This window comes from Gordonia polyisoprenivorans (genome assembly GCF_017654315.1).
GTDB classification, from domain to species: domain Bacteria; phylum Actinomycetota; class Actinomycetes; order Mycobacteriales; family Mycobacteriaceae; genus Gordonia; species Gordonia polyisoprenivorans_A.
In genome coordinates, this window is record NZ_CP072203.1 from 4,997,754 (window position 1) to 5,017,142 (window position 19,389).

The following is a 19,389-nucleotide window of genomic DNA, read 5'->3' on the forward strand; positions in this document are numbered from 1 at the left end:
TTGGTTCGGCGGTCAGCGCGTGACGACAGGTCGAAGCGCGCCGAGATCACGTTGACGCACAACGCCTTCCCACAGCCCCACACCGTAGGCGAGATCGTCGAGACGGCGACAGATCAGATAGGCGACGGGGCCGATCGCGGGCCCTTGCGTGGTGTCGGCGAGGACAGCGCGCACCCATTCGATGAGACCCTCGGCGATGGCGACCTCGATGACGAGTATCCGAAATCGCTTGGAGATCAACGCCAACAGGACTGCAACCGGCCAATAATGTCGACAGATCGCACCGGCCGCCTGCAGTAGTCCGTATCCGGCCGCGCGGCCAGTCATCTGCGCGGCGGCCACCGGCGCGTCCGGCAGGTCACCGAGTCGCGTCCGCAATCGATGGGCCACGCGGGCCAGCACGAGAAAAGCGAGAACGAGTCCGAACTTCGTCCGCGACAACAGCGCCGCGACCGCCAGCGCCATCGACGCCGTCATCACCATCGGTGCGGCGAGCGTGCCGTGCCGCTGAGCCAGGAACGCCGCCCCGGTGCCGTAGTACCGGCGACGGGACAACACCTGCCGGAGATTGGTGCGGTGGTCGTGGGCCACCCGGGCCACCGGGTCGTAGCGCATCCGCCAGCCCGCCTCGTGCAGTCGCCAGCACAGGTCGACGTCCTCGGCCACCCGGAGATTCTCGTCGAATCCGCAAAAAGCACTGCGCCGCACGATCATTGCCGCACTGGGCACATATGGTACGGGCGTACCGGGAACCACGGCAGCCTCGGTGGGCCCCATGTCGAGTGAGGAGTGACCGTTCTCGTAGCGCTCGGCCATCGACTGGCGTTCACCGCGTCGGGCCGACAAGCCGACGATCCGGGGAGCGGCCAGCGCAACCAGCGGATCGGAGAAGTGCGCCAGCAGCATCACCAGCCAGTCCGGCTCGGGAACGACGTCGGAGTCGAGGAAGGCCACGAAGTCGGTTGTCGCAGCCGCAGCCCCGGCGTTGCGGGCTGCGGCCGGGCCGCGATTGGACTCGAATCGGATGACCTGCACCAGCGGCCCCTGCGCGACGAGGGGCACCGCCGAGCCGTCATCGACCACGATGACCCGGGTACCGGCCACCGCGTCGAGGAGCCGGTCGACGCCGGATTGGTTGTCGCGCACCGGGATCACCACGGTGACGTCGTCGGGCTTGGGCCCCGACATGGGCCGCGGATGAGCGATGCCCGTCTCGAGCAGCGTCCGCGAGAGCGTGCGCGTGGCGGTGTTGCACACCTCGATGCGGCCGTCTGCGGAGGTGAGACCGAGCGCGGTGTCGCTGAGCCGGAGCATGCGCGTCGGCGACCCACCGACGAGATAGCGCAGGTCGCCGCGACGTGCGCACCGCAGATCGATCTGGATCTGGAAACCGTCCGGCAATCCGGAGTCACTCGGGGCGGGCGTCTTCTGCGCGACCCATTCGGTCGTCGTCACCGCAGTCTCCCCCCGTCGTCGACGGTCCACTCGCCGAGCGCCCGCGTCAGGTCGTCGACGACACACGAGAGGAGTTGCGCACCGTGCTCGGCGGTCGCCGTTCGCGGGTCGCCCAGTACCCCGTTCTCGCTGACCGCGGCGACACCGCCGGCACGCATCGGTGCCATCAGCGCGCCGATCGGCTCACGGTTACCCGCCTCGATCCGGTCGGTCAGCACCAACTCTGGCGAAAGATGAAGCAGCACCGAGGTTTCGGTATGACCGGCGTGAGCGTCGGCGTTGGCGAACATGCACGGATACCAGGCCACCTCGCGCGCCTCATAGCGCAATCTGGTGACCGCAGCGGCCAGCGTGGGCACGTTGCCACCGTGACCGTTGACGAAGACGATCCGCCGCGCCCAGCGACACGCGCTGCGACCGAATTCGACGAGGAGGTCGGTCAGCGCCTGCTGTCCCAGCGAGATCGTCCCGGCGAAACCCTCGTGCTCACCGCTGGCTCCGTAGGCGATCTCCGGTGCGACCGCGACCGGGGCGTCGGCGGGCAATTCCGAACGGGCGGCGGTGGCCACCGCGACGGCGATGCGGGTGTCGGTGTCGAGCGGGAGATGCGGCCCGTGCTGTTCGACGGAACCGATCGGAACGAGAAGCGTCAGTTCGGCGGGCGTCACCTGCGGCCATGCGTATTGCCCCAGCCTCGCCGTTCGCACCATTCGGCCAAGTCTAATGTGCGCGGCGCCTCGGGGTAACCGGTCGTCACCAATTACACGACCAAGATCCCCTGTTCGGACCCGCTTGGACGAGCGCTCGATCGGTTGTGGAATCCTGGATCGCAGTATGTGTCGCAGAACACGGTCGGCACCAGTCGGCACAACAATGCCGACAACATTCGAGGGAGGACATCCATGACAGCAGATTCGACACCCACCAGCGGTAAGAGCGGACCGCTGAATCGATTGCGCGTGATCGAGTTCGCGGGCATCGGTCCGGGACCACACGCAGCGATGATGCTCGCCGACCTCGGCGCCGACGTCATCCGGGTGCAGCGTCCCGGCACACTGCCGGCCGAGGGCCGCAATGCCGACGCGCTGCTGCGCGGGCGTCGCGTCGTCGAGGCCAACCTCAAGGACCCGGCCGACCGCGACACCATCCTCGGGTTGGTCGCCAAGGCCGACGTGATTCTCGAGGGATTCCGGCCCGGCGTGATGGAACGACTCGGCTTCGGGCCCGATGATCTCGCCGAGGTCAACCCCGGCCTGGTCTACGGCCGAATGACCGGCTGGGGCCAGGAAGGGCCGCGCGCCGAGCTCGCCGGCCACGACATCAACTACATCTCGCTGACCGGCCTGCTGCACGCGATCGGCCGTCACGGTGAGCGTCCGGTGCCCCCGCTCAACCTCGCCGGCGACTTCGGCGGCGGCTCGATGTTCCTCGTCATGGGCGTGCTCTCGGCACTCTTCGAGCGACAGTTCTCCGGTCGCGGCCAGGTGATCGACGCAGCGATGGTCGACGGCGCTTCCGTTCTGGGACAGATGATGTGGGCCTTCCGCGGCACCGGGCTGTGGTCGGACGAGCGCGGGGTGAACATGCTCGACACCGGCGCCCCGTACTACGAGGTGTACGAGACCTCCGACGGCAAGTACATGGCCGTCGGCGCGATCGAGCCGCAGTTCTACGCCGCACTCCTCGAGGGCCTCGGACTCGCCGACGCCGATCTGCCGGACCAGAACGACATCGCGAAATGGCCGGAGCTCAAGAAGGTCTTCACCGAGACCTTCGCCTCGCGCACCCGCGACGAGTGGGCCAAGGTCTTCGACGGCACCGACGCCTGCACCTCACCGGTGCTGACCTTCGCCGAGGCCCCCACCGACCCGCACATGTCGGCCCGCGCCAACCTCCTCGAGATCGACGGCGTCATGCAGGCACAAGTGGCACCGCGGTTCTCGCGCACCTCGCCGGAGACGCCGAGCGGACCGGCCCGCCAGGCCACCGATCCGTCGACCATCTGGACCGACTGACCGGATCGCACCTCCTCCGTCCGACGCGGGGCGCCGACGATGTCGTCGGCGCCCCGTCTTGTCGCGACAGCGCCCTCCACCTCGCCGACAGCGCCTTCTGTTGTGCCGACAGCGCTCGTGCCAACGCCGACAGCGCTCTCCAACTCGCCGACGGCGCCCGTCTCAGCGCCGACAGCGCTTTCCCTCGGTAGCCCACCCCACCGAAATAGAACGTGTTACAGTTTTTCCTCATGGGACAGTTCGACGGCAAGGTCGTCTACATCACCGGCATCGCCCGTGGCCAGGGACGTAATCACGCGCTCCGCTTCGCCCGTGAGGGTGCGTCGATCATCGGACTCGACATCGCCGGCGAGGTCGCCGACCACATCACCTACCCGGCGTCGACTCCGGACGATCTTGCCGAGACGATTCGCCTCGTCGAGGAAGCCGGCGGCAAAATCCTTGCACGTCAGGGGGATACGCGAGATCTGGCGTTCCAGGAGGAGCTCGTCGCCGACGGCGTGCGGCAATTCGGCCGCCTCGATCATGTGATCGCCAACGCCGGCATCCTCTCGTGGGGGCTCACCTGGGAGCTCTCCGAACACGAATTCACCGACGTCATGGACGTCAATGTGGTGGGCACCTGGAAGACGTTGCGCGCCACCATTCCCACGCTCCTGGAGACCGACGCCGAGAACCGCTCGATCGTCGTCATCTCGTCGGTCGCCGGGCTCAAGGCGATGCCCGTCCAGGCGGCCTACTCGGCGTCGAAATACGCGCTCACCGGACTGGCACAGACAACCGCCAAAGAACTCGCCCCGCGCCGCATCCGCGTCAACTCGATCCACCCCTACGCCGTCAACACGCCGATGGGCATCGCCGACACCTCAGCCATGAAGATCTTCGAGATGGGCGAGTACACAAGGTATTTCATCTCGATGATGGATCACTTCCCGGTTGCCTCGCTCGACGACATCTCCGACGCCGTGCTCTACCTCACCTCACCGCAAGCGCGCGCGGTCACCGGCTCGCAATTCCAGATCGACATGGGAAACTCCAAGGTCTGAGCGCCGTCGGCGAAACCGAGGGCGCCGTCGGCGAAAAACAGAGCGCTGTCGACGGAATCGAGAGCTCCGTCGGCGAGATACCGGGCGCTGTCGGCGAAAAACAGAGCGCCGTCGGCGGGAACCGACGGCGCTCTGTCTTTCGTAGCCTGTTTCTGCGGCGTTCTTCCGGCGCGGATTCGCTCAGATGCTGCCGAAGGACCGATCGAAGTCCTCGGGGATGATCAGGTCATCGCGCGAGAGTTCGTGAATACTCTTGTGGCCCAGTCCCATCACCACGCCGTCGAGGCCCATGCGGAGCAGGTCGAGGACGTTCTCGACGCCCGCCTGACCGTTGGCCGCCAGACCCCACAGGTAGGCGCGACCGATCATGACCGCGCGCGCCCCGAGCGCGAGTGCCTTGGCGACGTCGCTGCCGCGGCGGATGCCGCCGTCGAGCAGGACCTCGATCTGGTCGCCGACCGCCTCGGCGATGCCCGGCAGCAGGCGGATGGTGGCGGGGGTGCCGTCGAGGTTGTTGCCACCGTGGTTGGACACCGACAGCGCGGTCGCCCCGATGTCGACGGCCCGCTTGGCGTCGTCGAGACGGGTGACGCCTTTGACCATGAACGGTCCGCCCCACTGCTCGCGCAGCCATTGAAGGTCGTCCCAGGTGGGCGGAGCCGTGCTCATCCACTCGCCGTAGGCACCGAAGAATGTCGGGCCGGGCTGCCCCTTACCCTTGGAGACGTTGGGCGCGGTCAGGTCGGGAATGATGATCTTGCCGTCGTGAATCCAGTCCATCGCATAGCGCGGCTTGACCGCGATCTCCGGCGCCAGACGCAGCAGAGCCTTGAAGTCTACCTTCTCCGGGATCTCCGGGCTTCCCCAGTCGCGACCGATGTTGAACACCCAGTCGGTCGTGACGATCAGACCTTTCGCGCCGGCTTCCTTGGCGCGCATGGCACGCGCCAGGATTTCGTCGCGACTGCCGAGCCAGTAGATCTGGAAGAAGATCTTGTCGTTGACCGCGGTGACCTCTTCGACCGGATGAGAAGCGAAGCTGGACAAGCCCATTGCGGTGCCGCGCGCTGCCGCGGCGCGCGCCACCGCGACCTCGCCGTCGGGGTCGACGGCCTGTACGCCGGTGGGGCTGATCATCACCGGGAACGACAGGTCCTGGCCCATCACGGTGGTGGAGAGTTCACGATCGGGCTGCGCGCCGATCACATGCGGGGCAAACCCGATCTCGGAGTACGCGTCGACGTTGTCGCGCACCGTCACGCCGGCCTGGGTGCCGGCGATCAGCGAGGAGTACACCGATTTCGGCAGTCGCTTCTTGGCGCGACGCTGCGCTTCGTGAACGGTTTCGAACCAGGGATTGCGGGCCCAGGGATTGGTGACCATTGTGTGTTCCTACCTATTTTCTTTACTTGTTCGTCGCAGCATCGAACCACCCGGGCGGCCGGCCCGAGTGCTCGACGATCCGCCACGCGGGGGTACTACAGGGCGAATCCCGCCAACGGGTTCTCATCGCAGTTCTTCGACGGCGGCCCACCGATCGGGGTGATCTCCCCGTCGGGTTGCCGGGTCATCAGTGTCAACGGGGTACCGCGGGAATGATCTTTGTTCGCAGTCGGTTTGGCGCGCTCACCGGCCAGCAGCTCCTCGCCGTATCCCTGCACGCACTCCGGGTCGGGTCCGGCCAGCGGCAGTCCGGTGAAGAACTTGGCCGCCATGCAGCCGCCGCGGCAGGCGTCGAAATGGGCACAGCGCGTGCAGGCTCCGGCGTTCTGCGGCTCACGAAGCTCGGTGAAGAGGTCCGATTTCTGCCAGATCTGTTGGAAGCCACCGTCGGTGGTGATGTTGCCGGCGAGGAAGTTCTCGTGGATCGCGAACGGGCAGGCATAGACGTCGCCGACCGGATCGATGAGGCACACCACGCGACCCGCGCCGCACAGATTCAGCCCGGGCAGGCCAGACCCGCCGGTCCCGCCGAATGCCGACAGGTGGAAGAACGAGTCGCCGGTGAGGACGTTCTCGCCGTGGGCGACGAGCCAGTCGTAGAGTTCGCGCTGCTGTTCGGGCAGCGGGTGCAGGTCGTCCCAGACGTCGGCGCCGCGGCCCGACGGGCGCAGCCGGGTGATGCGCAGAGTGGCGTTGTAGCGGTCGGCGAGAGCCTTGAACTCGTCGAGCTGCGCGACGTTCTGCCGTGTCATCACCACCGAGATCTTCGCGTCGGCGAATCCCGCCTCGTGGAGGTTTTCCAGCGCGCGCACGGCCATGTCGAACGAGCCGGGGCCGCGCACGGCGTCGTTGACCTCCGCGGTCGCACCGTCCAGCGAGATCTGCACGTCGACGTAGTCCGACGCGGCCAGCCGCGCAGCGACCTTCTTGTCGATCCGTAAACCGTTGGTGGAGAACTTGACTCCCACCTGATGGCTGGTGGCGTAGTCGACGAGTTCCCAGAAGTCCGGGCGCACCGTCGGCTCCCCGCCACCGATGTTGACGTAGAAGACCTGCATGCGCTGCAGTTCGTCGATGATCGCCTTGCACTGTTCGGTCGACAGCTCACGCGGGTCGCGCTTACCCGAGGACGACAGGCAGTGCACACATGCCAGGTTGCAGGCGTAGGTCAGCTCCCACGTCAGGCAGATCGGGGCGTCGAGCCCTTTCTCGAACTGATCGACCAGACGCCCGACCTTGGGGGGCGCGCTGGGCTGCAGCGTCGGCATGGCGGCGAGTTCGGTTGCGGTGGGCGGCAACTCGAGTGTGGTCATCTTCGGGTCTCCTTGGGCTCGAGGAGCGGTGGTGGACGGTGGACGAGAACGCCGGTCAGCGGCGGACGATCATCCCGGAGTCGGCCAGGGCGGTCAGCGCCTGCAGGTACAGCGCGCGCTCGGCGGCTCCGATCCCGGCGGCAGCCAGGGCGGACTCGGCGTCGTCATGCTCGGCGAGGGAGCGCACGATCCCGACGACGGTCAGGTTCTTGAGGAATGAGAGTTTGCGGGTACCGAAGTGATACAGCAACGCCCCGAAGGGTTCCGGGCGTAGTGCGACCTTGGGGTTGAGCTCCCAGGCGGCGTCGAGATCGAAGGTGGACAGGGTGGCGGGGGCGTCGCGCCGGTCACCGGCGACCGCGGAGTCGCGGTCGCCGGCAACCGGAGCAGATGTCGGGGTGGACATCAGTAAACCCCGCACATCCCGTCGATCGAGACCTCTTCGACGAGGGACTCACCCACGAGCTCGGTCTCGACGTCGGCGGGAACCGCCACGTCCTGAGTTGCCTTGGCTGTGTGATCGGCCATGATCCAAACCTCCTAATATTCGGGTAGTGATGTGGATCACCGACCACTATAATGGCACCGGGTGCAGAATTGCACCCCCTAGCCGAAAATTGACCAAACGGACAGGTCCCGACCTGGTGAGAGAGGTCTGATGACGACCGAGAACGCGACGGCGCCGGGCCGGCGTCCGCGCACCAGCCGCGCGCAGATCAGCGCGACCGCCATCGACCTGTTCACCACCGTCGGCTTCGAGGAAACCAGCGTCGACGACATCGCCGAGGCCGTCGGCATCGCGCGTCGCACGCTGTTCCGGTACTTCCCGTCGAAGAACGCGATCCCGTGGGGCGAGTTCGACGCCCACCTCGACGACCTGCGTGCGCTGCTCGCCGAGATCCCCGACGACCTCCCCATCGCCGAGGCCGTCACCCGGGCTCTGATCGCCTTCAACGAGGTGCCCGCAGAATTCCTCGACGGCCACCGCCGGCGCATGCAGCTACTCCTGGGAGTGCCGAGCCTGCAAGCACATTCGATGTTGATGTACGCCGACTGGCGCCACGTCATCGCCGAGTTCTGCGCCCACCGGCTCGGCCTGGACGAAGGCGATCACCTCCCGCAGACGATCGGCTGGCTGTGCCTGGGCACCGCCCTGGCCGCCTACGAACAATGGCTCGCCCATCCCGACGCCGATCTCGACGCACTCATCCGAGCGGGGTGCGCAACGCTGGCCGCGGGGCTGGAGGGGTTGTAAGTGCTCATCGCACGCGGTAGACCCCGTCACCGACTCGGCGGCACACGTGTGGTCCTCGATGCCGAGGCTCGCGATCGACGGGTTCGCCGAGCCAGCCCCGCGACTCGATCGTTGTCGATGAGATACCGAGCGCTGTCGACGAGATACCGGGCGCTGTCGACGTGACCGAGAGCGCTGTCGGGGAGAAATAGAGCGCCGTCGACGAAGTCCTGAGCGCTGTCGGCGAGAGACGGGGCACTGTCGACGTGACCGAGAGCGCCATCGACGTAATCAAGGGCGCCGTCGACGAAGTCCTGAGCGCTGTCGGCGAGAGACGGGGCGCTGTCGAGGAAATACCGGCGACACCGCCGCCACGGACCGCCCTCTACCCTGGAACCGATCGCCTTGCCGGTGTCGACAGCCCGACATCTAGGCTAGGCTCAAAGTAGAACGTGTTCTAGTTTTCGCACCTTCGACTTGCACCTTCGACGACGCCAGGAGACCTGAGCCATGACCGGATCGGACACGACCGAACTGACGCCGCACGGCTCGCGCAGCGTGATCCTCACCGTGGCCGAGGTCATCGACGAGACCCACGATGCACGGTCGATCGTCTTCGAACTCCCCGATACGGCCAAAGACGCGTTCACCCAGTACAAGTCGGGCCAGTTCCTCACCCTGCGCATCCCGAGTGAGCAGACCGGGTCGGTGGCCCGCTGCTACTCACTGGCCTCCTCCCCCGCCCGAGACGAACTGCCCAAGGTGACGGTCAAGCGCACCGTCGACGGCTACGGGTCGAACTGGGTGTGCGACAACCTCTCCGCGGGCTCACAGATCGAGGTACTGCCACCGTCGGGGGTGTTCACCCCGCGGTCGGTCGACGAACCGCTCCTGTTGATCGCTGCGGGCAGCGGGGTGACCCCGGTGATGTCGATCCTCAAGACCGCCCTGGCCTCCGGGAGCGGCACCATCGTGTTCTTCTACGCCAACCGCAGCGCCGACGACGTCATCTTCGCCGACGAACTGCGCGAGCTACAGACCGCGCACGCCGACCGGCTGGTCCTCATCCACTGGCTCGAGACGCTGCAAGGCCTGCCCCGTGCGCAGTCCCTGGCGACGATCTTCGGTGCCTTCCGCGGCCACGCCGCCTACATGTGCGGCCCCGGCCCCTTCATGGACGCCGTGCACCAGGCGCTGCACACCGCGGGCTTCGCCCATCACGACGTGCACGCCGAGGTCTACAACTCGCTCTCGGGTGATCCCTTCGCCGACGTGGTCCTCGACGAGGTGAGCGCCGAGGAGCAGGCCGACGCCGCCACGGTGGAGGTCGAACTCGACGGCGAGACCCACGAGCTGACCTGGCCCCGCAAACGCACCCTGATCGACATCATGCTCGAGGCCGGACTCGATGCGCCGTACTCGTGCCAGGAGGGTGAATGCGGTTCGTGCGCATGCACTCTCACCGACGGAACCGTCGAGATGGACAACGCGGGTGCGCTCGATCCCGAGGACATCGCCGACGGCTATATCCTCGGGTGTCAGGCCCATCCGACTTCCGACCGACTGCGAATCGAGTTCTGACGTGCTCTCACGCCTGTCCCCCATCCAGCTCGCCCGCGCCCTGGCGGGAATGCTGCTGACCATCGGCACCCTGCACTTCGTGGCGCCGAAGCCGTTCGACGAGATCATCCCGGAGGAGATCCCCGCCGACCCGCGCATGCTGACCTATGCCTCCGGTGTCGCCGAGGTCGCGCTCGGCGTGGGACTTCTCGTCCCGGCCACCCGCAAGCCGTCCGCCGCCGCAGCCGCGGCCCTGTTCGTCGCGGTGTACCCGGCCAACATCAACATGGTCCGGCTGTGGTGGCACAAGCCGGCGATCTACAAGGCGATCGCCGTCGGACGGCTGCCGCTGCAGTTCCCGATGATCGCCGCGGCGATCAAGGTGTTCCGGGCGTCCTGACGATCGAGAACGCCGTCGGGCAACCCTGGCCGTCACCGAGGGCCCGTCGGGGTTCTACCGTGGATTGGTGTCCGCGACCCGAAATCCCCAGCCCGGTGATCACCAACGGCCCGGTGACGACGCGTGACGGCGCCGGACTCCCCTGATCTCACACCAGAAGCGCCCGAAGAGGACACCGGTGCACGGGTTCTCGTCTGGCTGACCATCGTCGCCACGATCGCCGGTGCGATCACCGGTCTGGTCGGCGGGGCATTCCGGTGGCTGCTGATCCGCGCCGATCACCTGCGCGCCGATCTGATCGACTGGACCCACCACCACGGCCCCGCCGCCTGGCTGATACCCGTGGTGATCTCGGCGACCGCGGCGCTCATCGCGGCACTGATCACCCGATGGGAACCGCGCGCGGCCGGCAGCGGCATCCAGCATGTGGAGGCCGTCGAACGCGGCGAGGCCGCACCACCGCCACCCGCGGTCATCCCGGCCCGCTTCGTCGGCGGCCTGCTGGCCATCGGCGTCGGCGGGATGGTCCTCGGCCGAGAGGGTCCGACGGTGCACATGGGCGCCGCGATCGGCGCGCTCACCGGCCGCGTGTGCCGCGCCACCATGCGCGAGATCCGGGTACTGCAGACCACCTTGTCCGGTGCCGGTCTCGCCGTCGCATTCAACGCACCGATCAGCGGCACCCTGTTCTGCATCGAGGAGATCGCCAAGACCGTCAAGGTGCGCTACGTCCTCTGGACGATGGCCGCGGTCGCCGCAGGCACCGTGTGCAGCCGACTGATCGTCGGCAACCATCCCGACTTCGTCGTCCCGCAGATCAATTCCGTTGCGTTGTCCTCACTTCCGGTGTTCGTCGTCTTCGGCGTCGTGGTCGGGCTGCTCGGCGTCGTCTACAACTGGCTGATCCGTGCCTGTCTGAGCGGCTTCGCGGCCATCCCCCGGGTGCCCGGCCCGGTGAAGGCCGCGATCATCGGAGCGGTCATCGGGGCGGTGCTGACCATCGACCCCGACCTCGGCGGCGGCGGTGACGACCTGACGCAGAACATCCTGTCCGGTCAGCATCTGGCCTTCTGGGCGATCGTGATGCTGCTGGCGATCCGCTTCGTCGCCGGCCCGGTGTCGTATTCGGCGGGCACGCCCGGCGGCATCTTCGCCCCTATGCTGGCGCTCGGCGCCATGACCGGTCTCGTCGCCTCGCGGCTGATCGATCTGGTGTCGCCGGGCTACGGGCACGAGCTGTTGTTGCCACTGATGATCGTGGGCATGTCGTCGTTCTTCACCGCCGTGGTCCGTGCCCCGTTCACCGGCGCGGTGCTGGTGATGGAGATGACCTCGACGACCTCGGTTGCGGTGTCGGTGCTCGCCGCGGGGGCCGCGACGATGATCGTCGCCGAACTGCTGCGTTCGCCGCCGATCTACGACGATCTGCGCGAACGCATGTTGCGGCAGTGGAAGGGCCACGAGGCCGAGGGCGTCTGAGCGATCGGTGCCGGACGGCCCGCGAGACTCATCGCATCGCGCGATAGCCGGCGCGCATCGCGGGATCGAGATGCTCGATCGCATACCGCAGCGCGGTGCGTCCCATCGACGCCGCATGGGCGTCGAGATAATCGGTGAGCGTTGATCTCTCGACGCGCTTGCCCATCTCGCGCAGCATCCAGCCCAGCGCCTTCTGGATGAGGTCGCGCCGGTCGTCGATGACGAGCGGCGCCACCGCCAGCGTGGGGCCGGCGTCACCCTCACGCAGGTGGGCGTGGGTGCCGACGATACCGACCCGCCGGTGCCAGAGCCGCTCGTCGGCGGCGAGGTCGACGAGCGCGGTGTGGTCACCGATCCGTACACACCAGTGTCCGAGAACCGGTGCGGCCGAGGTGTCGACGAGATCCCAGTTGTTCACATACCCGTCGTCGACGGCCCGGCGATAGTCGGCGACCCACGCGCGAGCGTCGGCGTCGTCGGCGCGCGCGGACTCCTGCGCCATAAGAAGTAGTGCGAGAAACCGGATCTCGTGGATCGGCGAACTCAGCAGCTCGCCGACGGCACTGCGGTCGATGCCACGCCACCGGCGGGCCAACACACGCAGTTGCGGCACCGCGACCCCGACGAACTCGTCGCCCTCACCGTAACCACCGGGCCGGGCCTGCAAATAGCGTGCGATACCCGCGGCCCGCTCGGCGTCACCGAGTTCGCCGACCTCGGCGATCACCTGCGCGGCAACGGAATCCACGGCGACCCCGCGGTCAGAGAAGGTCGGCGACCGGTGTCGGGGTCTGCAGCTTGGGCCGGGTCTTCATCACCGGGCCCGCCTTGCCCGCGCCGACCACACCGGTGAGGATTCCGTCGCGGCTGTAGTAGGCCAGGAATTTCGTGCCGTCGTCGCTGACGATGTGCACCTCGTCGTCGGCGCGCGGATGCCCGAGCGCCTGGATCTTCACCGCGAACTGGTCGCTCCAGAAGTAGGGCACCGCCGCGGTGATCGGCGCGCCCTCACTGCCGGCGATCTGATGGGCGACGACCGCGGCCTGTTCGACGGTGTGATTCCAGTGCTCGACGCGCCGCGCGGCGGGCGAACCGTCGGCCCAGTTGGCGACGTCGCCGATCGCGAACACATCTGGGGCGCTGGTCTTTCCGCCGCCATCGCAGGCGATCCCACCACCGGTCTCACGCGGCACGAACCCGATACCCGAGCCCTCGAGGTAGTCGGTGACGGGAATCGAGCCGATGCCGACGACGACGATGTCGGCGGGCAATTCGGTCCCGTCGGCCAGACGCACCGCCCGCACCGCGCCCGAGTCGCCGCCGACGATCTCCGAAACCCCGACGCCCGCACGGACATCGACTCCCTTGGCGGTGTGCAGCCGGGCCACCAGGGTTCCGATCGGTTCGCCGAGCGCCTGGGCCAGCGGGGTCGGTGCCGGCTCGACGAGCGAGACCCGCACACCGCGCTCGGTCAGGCTCGCCGCGACCTCGCAGCCGATGAAGCCGGCACCGATGACCACCGCGGTCTGCGCACCGTCGATCTCCGAGCGCAGGGCGACCGCGTCGTCGAAGGTGCGCAGGGTGTGCACGCCCGCAAGGTGTTCGGCGCCGGGGAAGGCCCGCGGGGCGAGTCCGGTGGCGAGCACCAGGACGTCGTAGGGGACGCTCTGGGTGGCGTCGGTATCGGGCCCATCGGTGTCGTCTGCGCGCACGGTGACGGTTTTGGCCTGCGGGTCGACGGCGGTGACCCGTTGGCCCAGTCGCAGGGTGATCGACGACTCGGTGTAGAACTCGGCCGGTTTGAGCTCGACGCGGTCGTCCTTGCCGAGTAGCACGGTCTTCGACAGCGGTGGCCGATCGTAGGGTGCGTAGGGCTCGGCACCGATCAGTGTGATCGGGCCCTCGTATCCGTTGGTACGCAGGTTCTCTGCGAGGCGGATGGCCCCGAGTCCCGCACCGACCACCACGACACCTGCTGCACTCATCCTCGGTTCTCGCCCTCTCGTTGACGGTGCTGCCCGCATCAGCGGTTCGAATGTCGCTGCCCGCATCAGCGGGTGACGTCTCCCACCGGTCGGACGTCGGCGAGCAGCCAGGTTTGGTTCACCTTACGCATGACCAACCACATTTCGGTAGATGTATGTCCGTTCTCCGCGCCCGACCCGGCTCCTGGTGTGCCGGCCCCCGGCGCACCCGCGTCGGGCACCGTCACCGTCTGGTCGAGAAAAGCGAGCAGACGTGCGTCGTCGGCGTGGGATTCCCCGACCGCCATGCCGACCACATTCACCGTCATCTGCGCCGACGCGGCAACCGCATCCGGCAGGACGACGTCGGCACGCTCGGCGTCGTATCGCGTGAGCAGCGGGTCGCTCAGATGGGCGCGTACCGCATCGGGGGCCGGGGGGTGCGGCCCGCCGAAGGTCATCAGCGCGGTGACCGCACTCGTCGCGGCCCGTTCGAGGTCTGCACGGTCGGCGTCGGTGGGACGGGGGGTCTGCCGATACGCCTGGGTCCAGGCGAGGGCGGCGACCACCAGCGCGGTCAGGGTCAGCGCCGCGATCGCCATCAGCAGCCGGCGTGCGCGCCGCGACATCTGCGGCGGCGCGGCGAGCGGCCGGACCCGGTGGCGCTGGTTCCAGGTGAGCCAGCGGCTCGGGGTGAAACGCGGCGCGATCATGCGGGTACCGCCGAGTCGACGAGCCAGCCGGCGTCGGTGCGGGTCATCCCGACGGTGAGGGTGAGGCGGTCGGCCTGCGGATCCCCGCCGAGCAGAACGGGATTGGATGCCTGCACGACCACCAGTACCTGGGCGCGGGAACCCGGGTCGTCGGACCCGGGATCGGTGACGAGCCCGGCCGAGAGCACCCGTCCGGCACTGGGTGCGGTCTGGGCGGCGACGGCGGCCGACAGGGCCGCGCCGGCCTGCTCAAGACGTTTCTTCAGTGTCCCGGTACTCAGGGCGAGGACCCGCTCGACGTAGGCCTCGGCGTGCGCCGGGTCCGACGTCAGCATGCTCGTGGTGGCCGATCGGGCCGCCCCGAGGACCTCGTCGTCGAGGTCGGCGCGGCCGGTCGCCCGGTGATCGAGAACCGCGAGCGTGCTCGCCACGATGATCAGCACCACCGCCACGAGCGCGGCCACCGCGAGCCCGCGACGCACCCATCGCGAGCGTGCCACCGCGCGGGCCCGCAGATCGTCGGCGGCGGCGATCCGGGCGAGGCGAGCGGCGCGCAGGGCGTGCGTCACCCGCTCCTGCGCGAGCCGTTCCCGCGCGGTGGCGTCGGTCGGCGGGGTCATGACACCACCTCCGCATCACGTAACAACCATCGTCCGTCGCGGAGCACGAACCCCGTGCGGAGCGTGAGCTTTTCGGTACTCTGCTGTCCCGTTCCGCTGCGGGTCAGCACGGTCGCGCGGATCAGGGCGTCACCGCCCTCGCGACCGGTGTCGATGATCGCGACCGAGTCGGGATGCCACCGGACCGACGCCGTACCCGCGGGCGGGGCGCGATGCAGTTGCGTGGCGAACGATCCGGCGAAGTCCCCGGCCACCAGGGTGCGGGCCCGCGCCCGATCGGCCTGCCAGGTCGCGTTGTCGACGGAGAACACCTGCGCGACGATCGCACCGGCATGAGCACGCAGCGAGTCGCGATTGTCCGCGGTCCGTCGCTGATCGGACAACGACGTCGCGGTGGTGATCACCGCGGTCACCAGTGCGGCGATCACCACGACCACAACCACCGCGGCGACCAGCGCAGCGCCGGGCGCGACGATGCGGTCACGGCCGGAGGTGGTGCGCAGCGAGATTCTCATGGAAGGTATTGCACCGCCGCGACCTTGAGCCGTCCCGAATCGTCGGTGACGGCCAGACGCAACCGGAACGCGCGGTCACCCACGGCCCGCCCGGCCTGCTGGTAACCCACGGTCGCCGCAACGAGCACCACCGCGGAATCGGGGGTGCGCGTGACGATTCCGGCGCCGTCGATGGTGGCACTCGCCGCGGTTCCGCTGCGCCGGACGAACGCGGTGTAGGCGTCGGCCGATTGCGCGAATTCGTCGTAGAAGGCTCCGGTCGCATCGTCGAGTACCGACCGAACCCGTTGCGGCGCAGTCAGATCAGGGCTCAACAACTCCGCGACGACGCCGGTGGCGACGTCGGTGAAATCGGCGTCGGTCCAGGAATTCGCGGCGCGCAACCACGCCGCCACACCGAATCCCGCGACCAGCAGCGCAGCGGCCAGGATCAGCGCGGCGGCCGACCACCACCACCGCGACAGCGCGGCGATCCGACCATTCGCCCGGCGCACCTCGTCGAGATCGCGAACCGCGCGCCGCAACTCGCGGCGGGCCACCCGCTCCTCCCGGATCGACGCGGATCCCGATGTCGGCCACGGCATCGTCAACGCCTCCTTGCCAGCACCGCACGATCATAACGCCGGGCCGTGACGCTCAGGATGTCGCGCGCCCCCGCATCCGGGCGTCGTAGTCGGCGCGGCCGGCCGGGTCGTAGTCGAGGAAGATCCGGTCGAGTCCGGTGCGTCGGCGCGTCAGACGTTTGAGTGCCTGCGGGAAGACCGGATTGGCGTCCACCCACCGCATCGCCCGCGGCGCGGCCACCCGGGTGCGCGGCTCGGCGATGACCCCGACGACGGCGGCGGCCACGACCTCGGGTTCGACGGTCTGGATGTAGCGATTGGTCGCCAGGCCCGAGATCAGGCCGGTGCGGGTGAAGGTCGGCATCACGGTGCTCACCCGTACGCCGTGGCCGGACAGTTCGGCGTCGAGGGCCTCGGAGAACTCGATGACCCCCGATTTCGCGGCGTTGTAGACGGCCAGGCCGGGCATCGGCAGCCGGCCCGCGACCGAGGCGATGTTGACGATCTGCCCGGACTCTCGGACCGTCATTCGTTGCGCGGCAAGCTGACTGCCGGTGATGACGCCGATCAGGTCGATGTCGAAGGTCCGGCGGATCAACGCGTCGTCGAACTCGAGGAAGGACCCGACGGGCATGATCCCGGCGTTGTTGATCAGCACGTCCACCGGACCCAGACGCCGTTCGACCTCGTCGAGGAAGGCGGCGAAACTCGCCCGGTCGGTGACGTCGACCTCGACCCCCTCCACCCCGAGATCGGCGGCCGCCTTGGCCAGGACCTCACCGTCGACGTCGCCGATCGCCACCCGCGCCCCGGCGTCGAGGAGTTGACCGGCGGTCTGAAAGCCGATACCTCGTGCGCCGCCGGTGATCACCACGACCTTGTCGGCCAGCCGGGCCCGCACCTCGTCATGCCCGATACGACCGAATCGGTTGCTGCGCATACTCATCGACTACTCCCCCTTGGTGAGATCACGTACTGACTTCGACGGTGGCCGCCCGGGGCGGTCACCAGATCATCGGCGCGAGGAACTTCTCCGCGAATGCCCGCACCCGGTCCGGCTCCCGCCGTGCCTCGTCGGAGGCCGGTGTCTCCAGGAACGAGATGACCAGGCGCACATGAATTTCGATGGCCTCGAGCAGATCGTCGTCGGGCATCTGCGCACCGGCGGTCCGCAGAGTCGCGGCGACGCGGCCGGTCGCGACGTCGATGAACAGGGCGGTCACCGAAGCGGTGATCGGCGCCATGTCGTGGTCGGTCAGGACGAGTCGGCGCATCAGCGGTTCGTCGGAGATCATCGCCGCGCCCGCGGCAAAAGCCTCGATCACCGCCTCGCGGGGCCCGAGACCGCGGACCGCGTCGACCAGCCGGGCCATGCCGCGTTCGTAGAGCTCCTCGGCGACGCCGAGCAGCAGCGCCTCCTTGTTGGGGAACCGGCGATACAGCGTGGACCGGGAGACCCCGGCGCGCTTGGCGACCTCGTCGACGTTCGCGCGGCGCACCCCGACCTCGGTGAACTCCGCCTCGGCGGCTGCGATGATCGCGCTGTTCTGATCGGCGGGACTGTCGGTGTTGCGGACCTTGCGCCGACGGCCCTGCTCGGCGTGGGTGCCCGCCGCACCCGGGGTCATCGCAAACCCCGGACGGTGACCGGTAGGCGGTCCTTGGGAACCGGCAGTGCGCTGTAGTCCATCGGAAGCGTGTACCCCGCGGGGACCGACCACTCGTACCCGCGCAGCAGGTGATGCATGATCGTCTTGATTTCCATTTGTCCAAAATACAGACCGATGCATTTGTGGACGCCCGCACCGAACGGAATCCAGGCCATCCGATGCGACTTGTCCTCGGCGCGTTCGGGGCCGAAACGATCGGGGTCGAAGACCCCGGGGTCGGTGTAGAACTCGGGGTCCCGATGATTGGCCAGCTGCGGAACACTGACCAACGTCCCCTCTGGTACGAAGAACCCCTGAATCGAGGTGTCCTTGACCGCGATTCGCGGCTGGGCGGGTACCGGCGGGCACATCCGCAACGACTCCTTCATCACCCGGTCGAGCACGTCGAGACGGCCGAGATCGTCATAGCCCACCTCGGGGCCGAGTGCGTCGGACTCGGCGCGCGCCCGCTCCTGCCAGTGTGGGTCGGCGGCCATCCGGTAGGCCATCTGGGTCATCGTGATCGTCGAGGTGTCGTGCGCGGCCATCAGGACGAAGATCATGTGATTCACGACGTCCTCGTCGGTGAATCGGTGCCCCTCGTCGCTGCGCGCATGACAGAGCACCGAGAACAGATCGGGGGTCTCACGCGCCCGCTTGGCGGGCAGGGTGGCGTAGAAGAACTCCTCGAGCACCTTGCGGCTGCGCAGGCCCTTCCACCACCGACCGCCGGGAATCGGCTTGCGCACGTAGGCGACTCCGGCGCGAACGGTCTCCACGAAGGCCTTGTTCAGCGTGGCGGACTCGTCGGCGGACAGGTCGACGCCGAGGAAGACCTCGAGCGCGACGTCGAGGGTCAACGACTTGAACCGATCGAACAGGTGCACGCGCCCCGTCGGGAAGCGGGTCATCGCCTCGGCGATCATCGGCGACATCTCCTGCAGGTAGCCCTTGAGCATCGCCGGCGCGAAGGCCTGCTGCATGATGCGCCGGTGGTGGCGGTGTTCCTCGAAGTCGAGGAACATCACCCCGCGGTTGAAGAAGGGGCCGATGAAATAACTCCAGGCCGGGCCGTTGGCGAAGGCCCGGTCGGAGTTCATCAGGATCTCCGCGGCCGCGTCGGGGCCTGCGGCGGTGACGATTCGAATTCCCAGCGCGCTCATGCCGGAGATGACGCCCAGCTCGGCGCGACGGCGTTCGGCGAAGGCGAAGGGGTCGCGGCGCATCGACATGATCTCGAGGATTCCGTTGCGGTGCGCGCACGGAATCGCCCGCAGATCGCTGCCGGGCGGCGGCGCGGCGAAGATCGGCGACTTCCCGGCCGGGCCCCGAGACACCGACGAGGGGGCGGTCATGACAGCACCCTGCACATGCGCGAATCCGTCCGCGCCTGTGAGCCACACAACACCATGGAACAAAC

Annotated in this window: 21 protein-coding genes; 6 read left to right on the plus strand and 15 right to left on the minus strand. The window is 68.2% G+C overall.

Going from position 1 to position 19,389, the window contains the following annotated elements:
- Positions 1 to 12: 12 nt before the first annotated feature.
- The gene (gene mftF, locus J6U32_RS22380; RefSeq protein WP_208792185.1) at positions 13 to 1,455 is read right to left on the minus strand and encodes a mycofactocin biosynthesis glycosyltransferase MftF; all 1,443 of its coding nucleotides are present in this window, start codon (positions 1,453 to 1,455) and stop codon (positions 13 to 15) included.
- Positions 1,452 to 2,165 (minus strand): mycofactocin biosynthesis peptidyl-dipeptidase MftE, encoded by a 714-nt coding sequence (gene mftE, locus J6U32_RS22385; RefSeq protein ID WP_208792186.1) that lies wholly within the window; start codon positions 2,163 to 2,165, stop codon positions 1,452 to 1,454. Before mftE ends, mftF begins: the two co-directional genes overlap by 4 nt.
- Before the next feature lie 192 nt (positions 2,166 to 2,357).
- Here mftE and J6U32_RS22390 point away from each other — a divergent pair, with 192 nt between their 5' ends.
- Both J6U32_RS22390 and J6U32_RS22395 read left to right on the plus strand, forming a co-directional pair.
- Positions 2,358 to 3,470 (plus strand): CaiB/BaiF CoA transferase family protein, encoded by a 1,113-nt coding sequence (locus J6U32_RS22390; protein ID WP_208792187.1) that lies wholly within the window; start codon positions 2,358 to 2,360, stop codon positions 3,468 to 3,470.
- A gap of 230 nt (positions 3,471 to 3,700) precedes the next feature.
- On the plus strand, positions 3,701 to 4,516 hold the full coding sequence (locus J6U32_RS22395; protein WP_208792188.1) for a mycofactocin-coupled SDR family oxidoreductase: 816 nt from the start codon (positions 3,701 to 3,703) through the stop codon (positions 4,514 to 4,516).
- 180 nt (positions 4,517 to 4,696) lie between these two features.
- Here J6U32_RS22395 and mftD read toward each other — a convergent pair whose 3' ends face one another.
- The 4 genes from mftD to mftA form a co-directional block, all read right to left on the minus strand.
- A complete protein-coding gene (gene mftD / locus J6U32_RS22400) occupies positions 4,697 to 5,899 on the minus strand; it encodes a pre-mycofactocin synthase MftD (protein WP_208792189.1) in 1,203 nt (400 codons plus the stop codon).
- 95 nt (positions 5,900 to 5,994) lie between these two features.
- Positions 5,995 to 7,272 (minus strand): mycofactocin radical SAM maturase, encoded by a 1,278-nt coding sequence (mftC, locus tag J6U32_RS22405; RefSeq protein WP_006367873.1) that lies wholly within the window; start codon positions 7,270 to 7,272, stop codon positions 5,995 to 5,997.
- 55 nt (positions 7,273 to 7,327) lie between these two features.
- Complete coding sequence (mftB, locus tag J6U32_RS22410) at positions 7,328 to 7,678, minus strand: mycofactocin biosynthesis chaperone MftB (protein WP_208792190.1); 351 nt, start codon at positions 7,676 to 7,678, stop codon at positions 7,328 to 7,330.
- Complete coding sequence (gene mftA / locus J6U32_RS22415; RefSeq protein WP_208792191.1) at positions 7,678 to 7,800, minus strand: mycofactocin precursor MftA; 123 nt, start codon at positions 7,798 to 7,800, stop codon at positions 7,678 to 7,680. The genes mftB and mftA overlap by 1 nt, the downstream gene beginning before the upstream one ends.
- A gap of 130 nt (positions 7,801 to 7,930) precedes the next feature.
- Here mftA and mftR point away from each other — a divergent pair, with 130 nt between their 5' ends.
- The 4 genes from mftR to J6U32_RS22435 all read left to right on the plus strand — a co-directional run bounded on the left by mftR (position 7,931) and on the right by J6U32_RS22435 (position 11,945).
- The gene (gene mftR / locus J6U32_RS22420; protein ID WP_208792192.1) at positions 7,931 to 8,527 is read left to right on the plus strand and encodes a mycofactocin system transcriptional regulator; all 597 of its coding nucleotides are present in this window, start codon (positions 7,931 to 7,933) and stop codon (positions 8,525 to 8,527) included.
- A 489-nt stretch (positions 8,528 to 9,016) separates the two neighbouring features.
- Positions 9,017 to 10,087, plus strand: coding sequence for a ferredoxin--NADP reductase (locus tag J6U32_RS22425; protein WP_208792193.1), 1,071 nt, complete (start codon positions 9,017 to 9,019; stop codon positions 10,085 to 10,087).
- A gap of 1 nt (position 10,088) precedes the next feature.
- Positions 10,089 to 10,466, plus strand: a complete 378-nt coding sequence (locus J6U32_RS22430) for a DoxX family protein (protein WP_208792194.1) — start codon at positions 10,089 to 10,091, stop codon at positions 10,464 to 10,466.
- A gap of 123 nt (positions 10,467 to 10,589) precedes the next feature.
- Positions 10,590 to 11,945: a ClC family H(+)/Cl(-) exchange transporter gene (locus tag J6U32_RS22435; protein WP_208792195.1), complete on the plus strand. Its 1,356-nt coding sequence runs from the start codon at positions 10,590 to 10,592 to the stop codon at positions 11,943 to 11,945.
- A gap of 28 nt (positions 11,946 to 11,973) precedes the next feature.
- Here J6U32_RS22435 and J6U32_RS22440 read toward each other — a convergent pair whose 3' ends face one another.
- The 9 genes from J6U32_RS22440 to J6U32_RS22480 form a co-directional block, all read right to left on the minus strand.
- Positions 11,974 to 12,693, minus strand: a complete 720-nt coding sequence (locus J6U32_RS22440; protein ID WP_208792196.1) for a DNA alkylation repair protein — start codon at positions 12,691 to 12,693, stop codon at positions 11,974 to 11,976.
- 13 nt (positions 12,694 to 12,706) lie between these two features.
- On the minus strand, positions 12,707 to 13,930 hold the full coding sequence (locus J6U32_RS22445) for an NAD(P)/FAD-dependent oxidoreductase (protein WP_208792197.1): 1,224 nt from the start codon (positions 13,928 to 13,930) through the stop codon (positions 12,707 to 12,709).
- Between the two features lie 65 nt (positions 13,931 to 13,995).
- A complete protein-coding gene (locus J6U32_RS22450; RefSeq protein WP_244332291.1) occupies positions 13,996 to 14,622 on the minus strand; it encodes a hypothetical protein in 627 nt (208 codons plus the stop codon).
- On the minus strand, positions 14,619 to 15,242 hold the full coding sequence (locus tag J6U32_RS22455) for a hypothetical protein (protein ID WP_208792198.1): 624 nt from the start codon (positions 15,240 to 15,242) through the stop codon (positions 14,619 to 14,621). Before J6U32_RS22455 ends, J6U32_RS22450 begins: the two co-directional genes overlap by 4 nt.
- Positions 15,239 to 15,757, minus strand: coding sequence for a hypothetical protein (locus J6U32_RS22460; RefSeq protein WP_208792199.1), 519 nt, complete (start codon positions 15,755 to 15,757; stop codon positions 15,239 to 15,241). The genes J6U32_RS22455 and J6U32_RS22460 overlap by 4 nt, the downstream gene beginning before the upstream one ends.
- Positions 15,754 to 16,341, minus strand: a complete 588-nt coding sequence (locus J6U32_RS22465; protein ID WP_208792200.1) for a hypothetical protein — start codon at positions 16,339 to 16,341, stop codon at positions 15,754 to 15,756. Before J6U32_RS22465 ends, J6U32_RS22460 begins: the two co-directional genes overlap by 4 nt.
- 52 nt (positions 16,342 to 16,393) lie before the next feature.
- Positions 16,394 to 17,266: an SDR family oxidoreductase gene (locus J6U32_RS22470; RefSeq protein WP_425324083.1), complete on the minus strand. Its 873-nt coding sequence runs from the start codon at positions 17,264 to 17,266 to the stop codon at positions 16,394 to 16,396.
- 58 nt (positions 17,267 to 17,324) lie between these two features.
- The gene (locus J6U32_RS22475) at positions 17,325 to 17,948 is read right to left on the minus strand and encodes a TetR/AcrR family transcriptional regulator (RefSeq protein WP_208792201.1); all 624 of its coding nucleotides are present in this window, start codon (positions 17,946 to 17,948) and stop codon (positions 17,325 to 17,327) included.
- Complete coding sequence (locus J6U32_RS22480) at positions 17,945 to 19,324, minus strand: cytochrome P450 (RefSeq protein ID WP_208792202.1); 1,380 nt, start codon at positions 19,322 to 19,324, stop codon at positions 17,945 to 17,947. Before J6U32_RS22480 ends, J6U32_RS22475 begins: the two co-directional genes overlap by 4 nt.
- Positions 19,325 to 19,389: the final 65 nt, after the last annotated feature.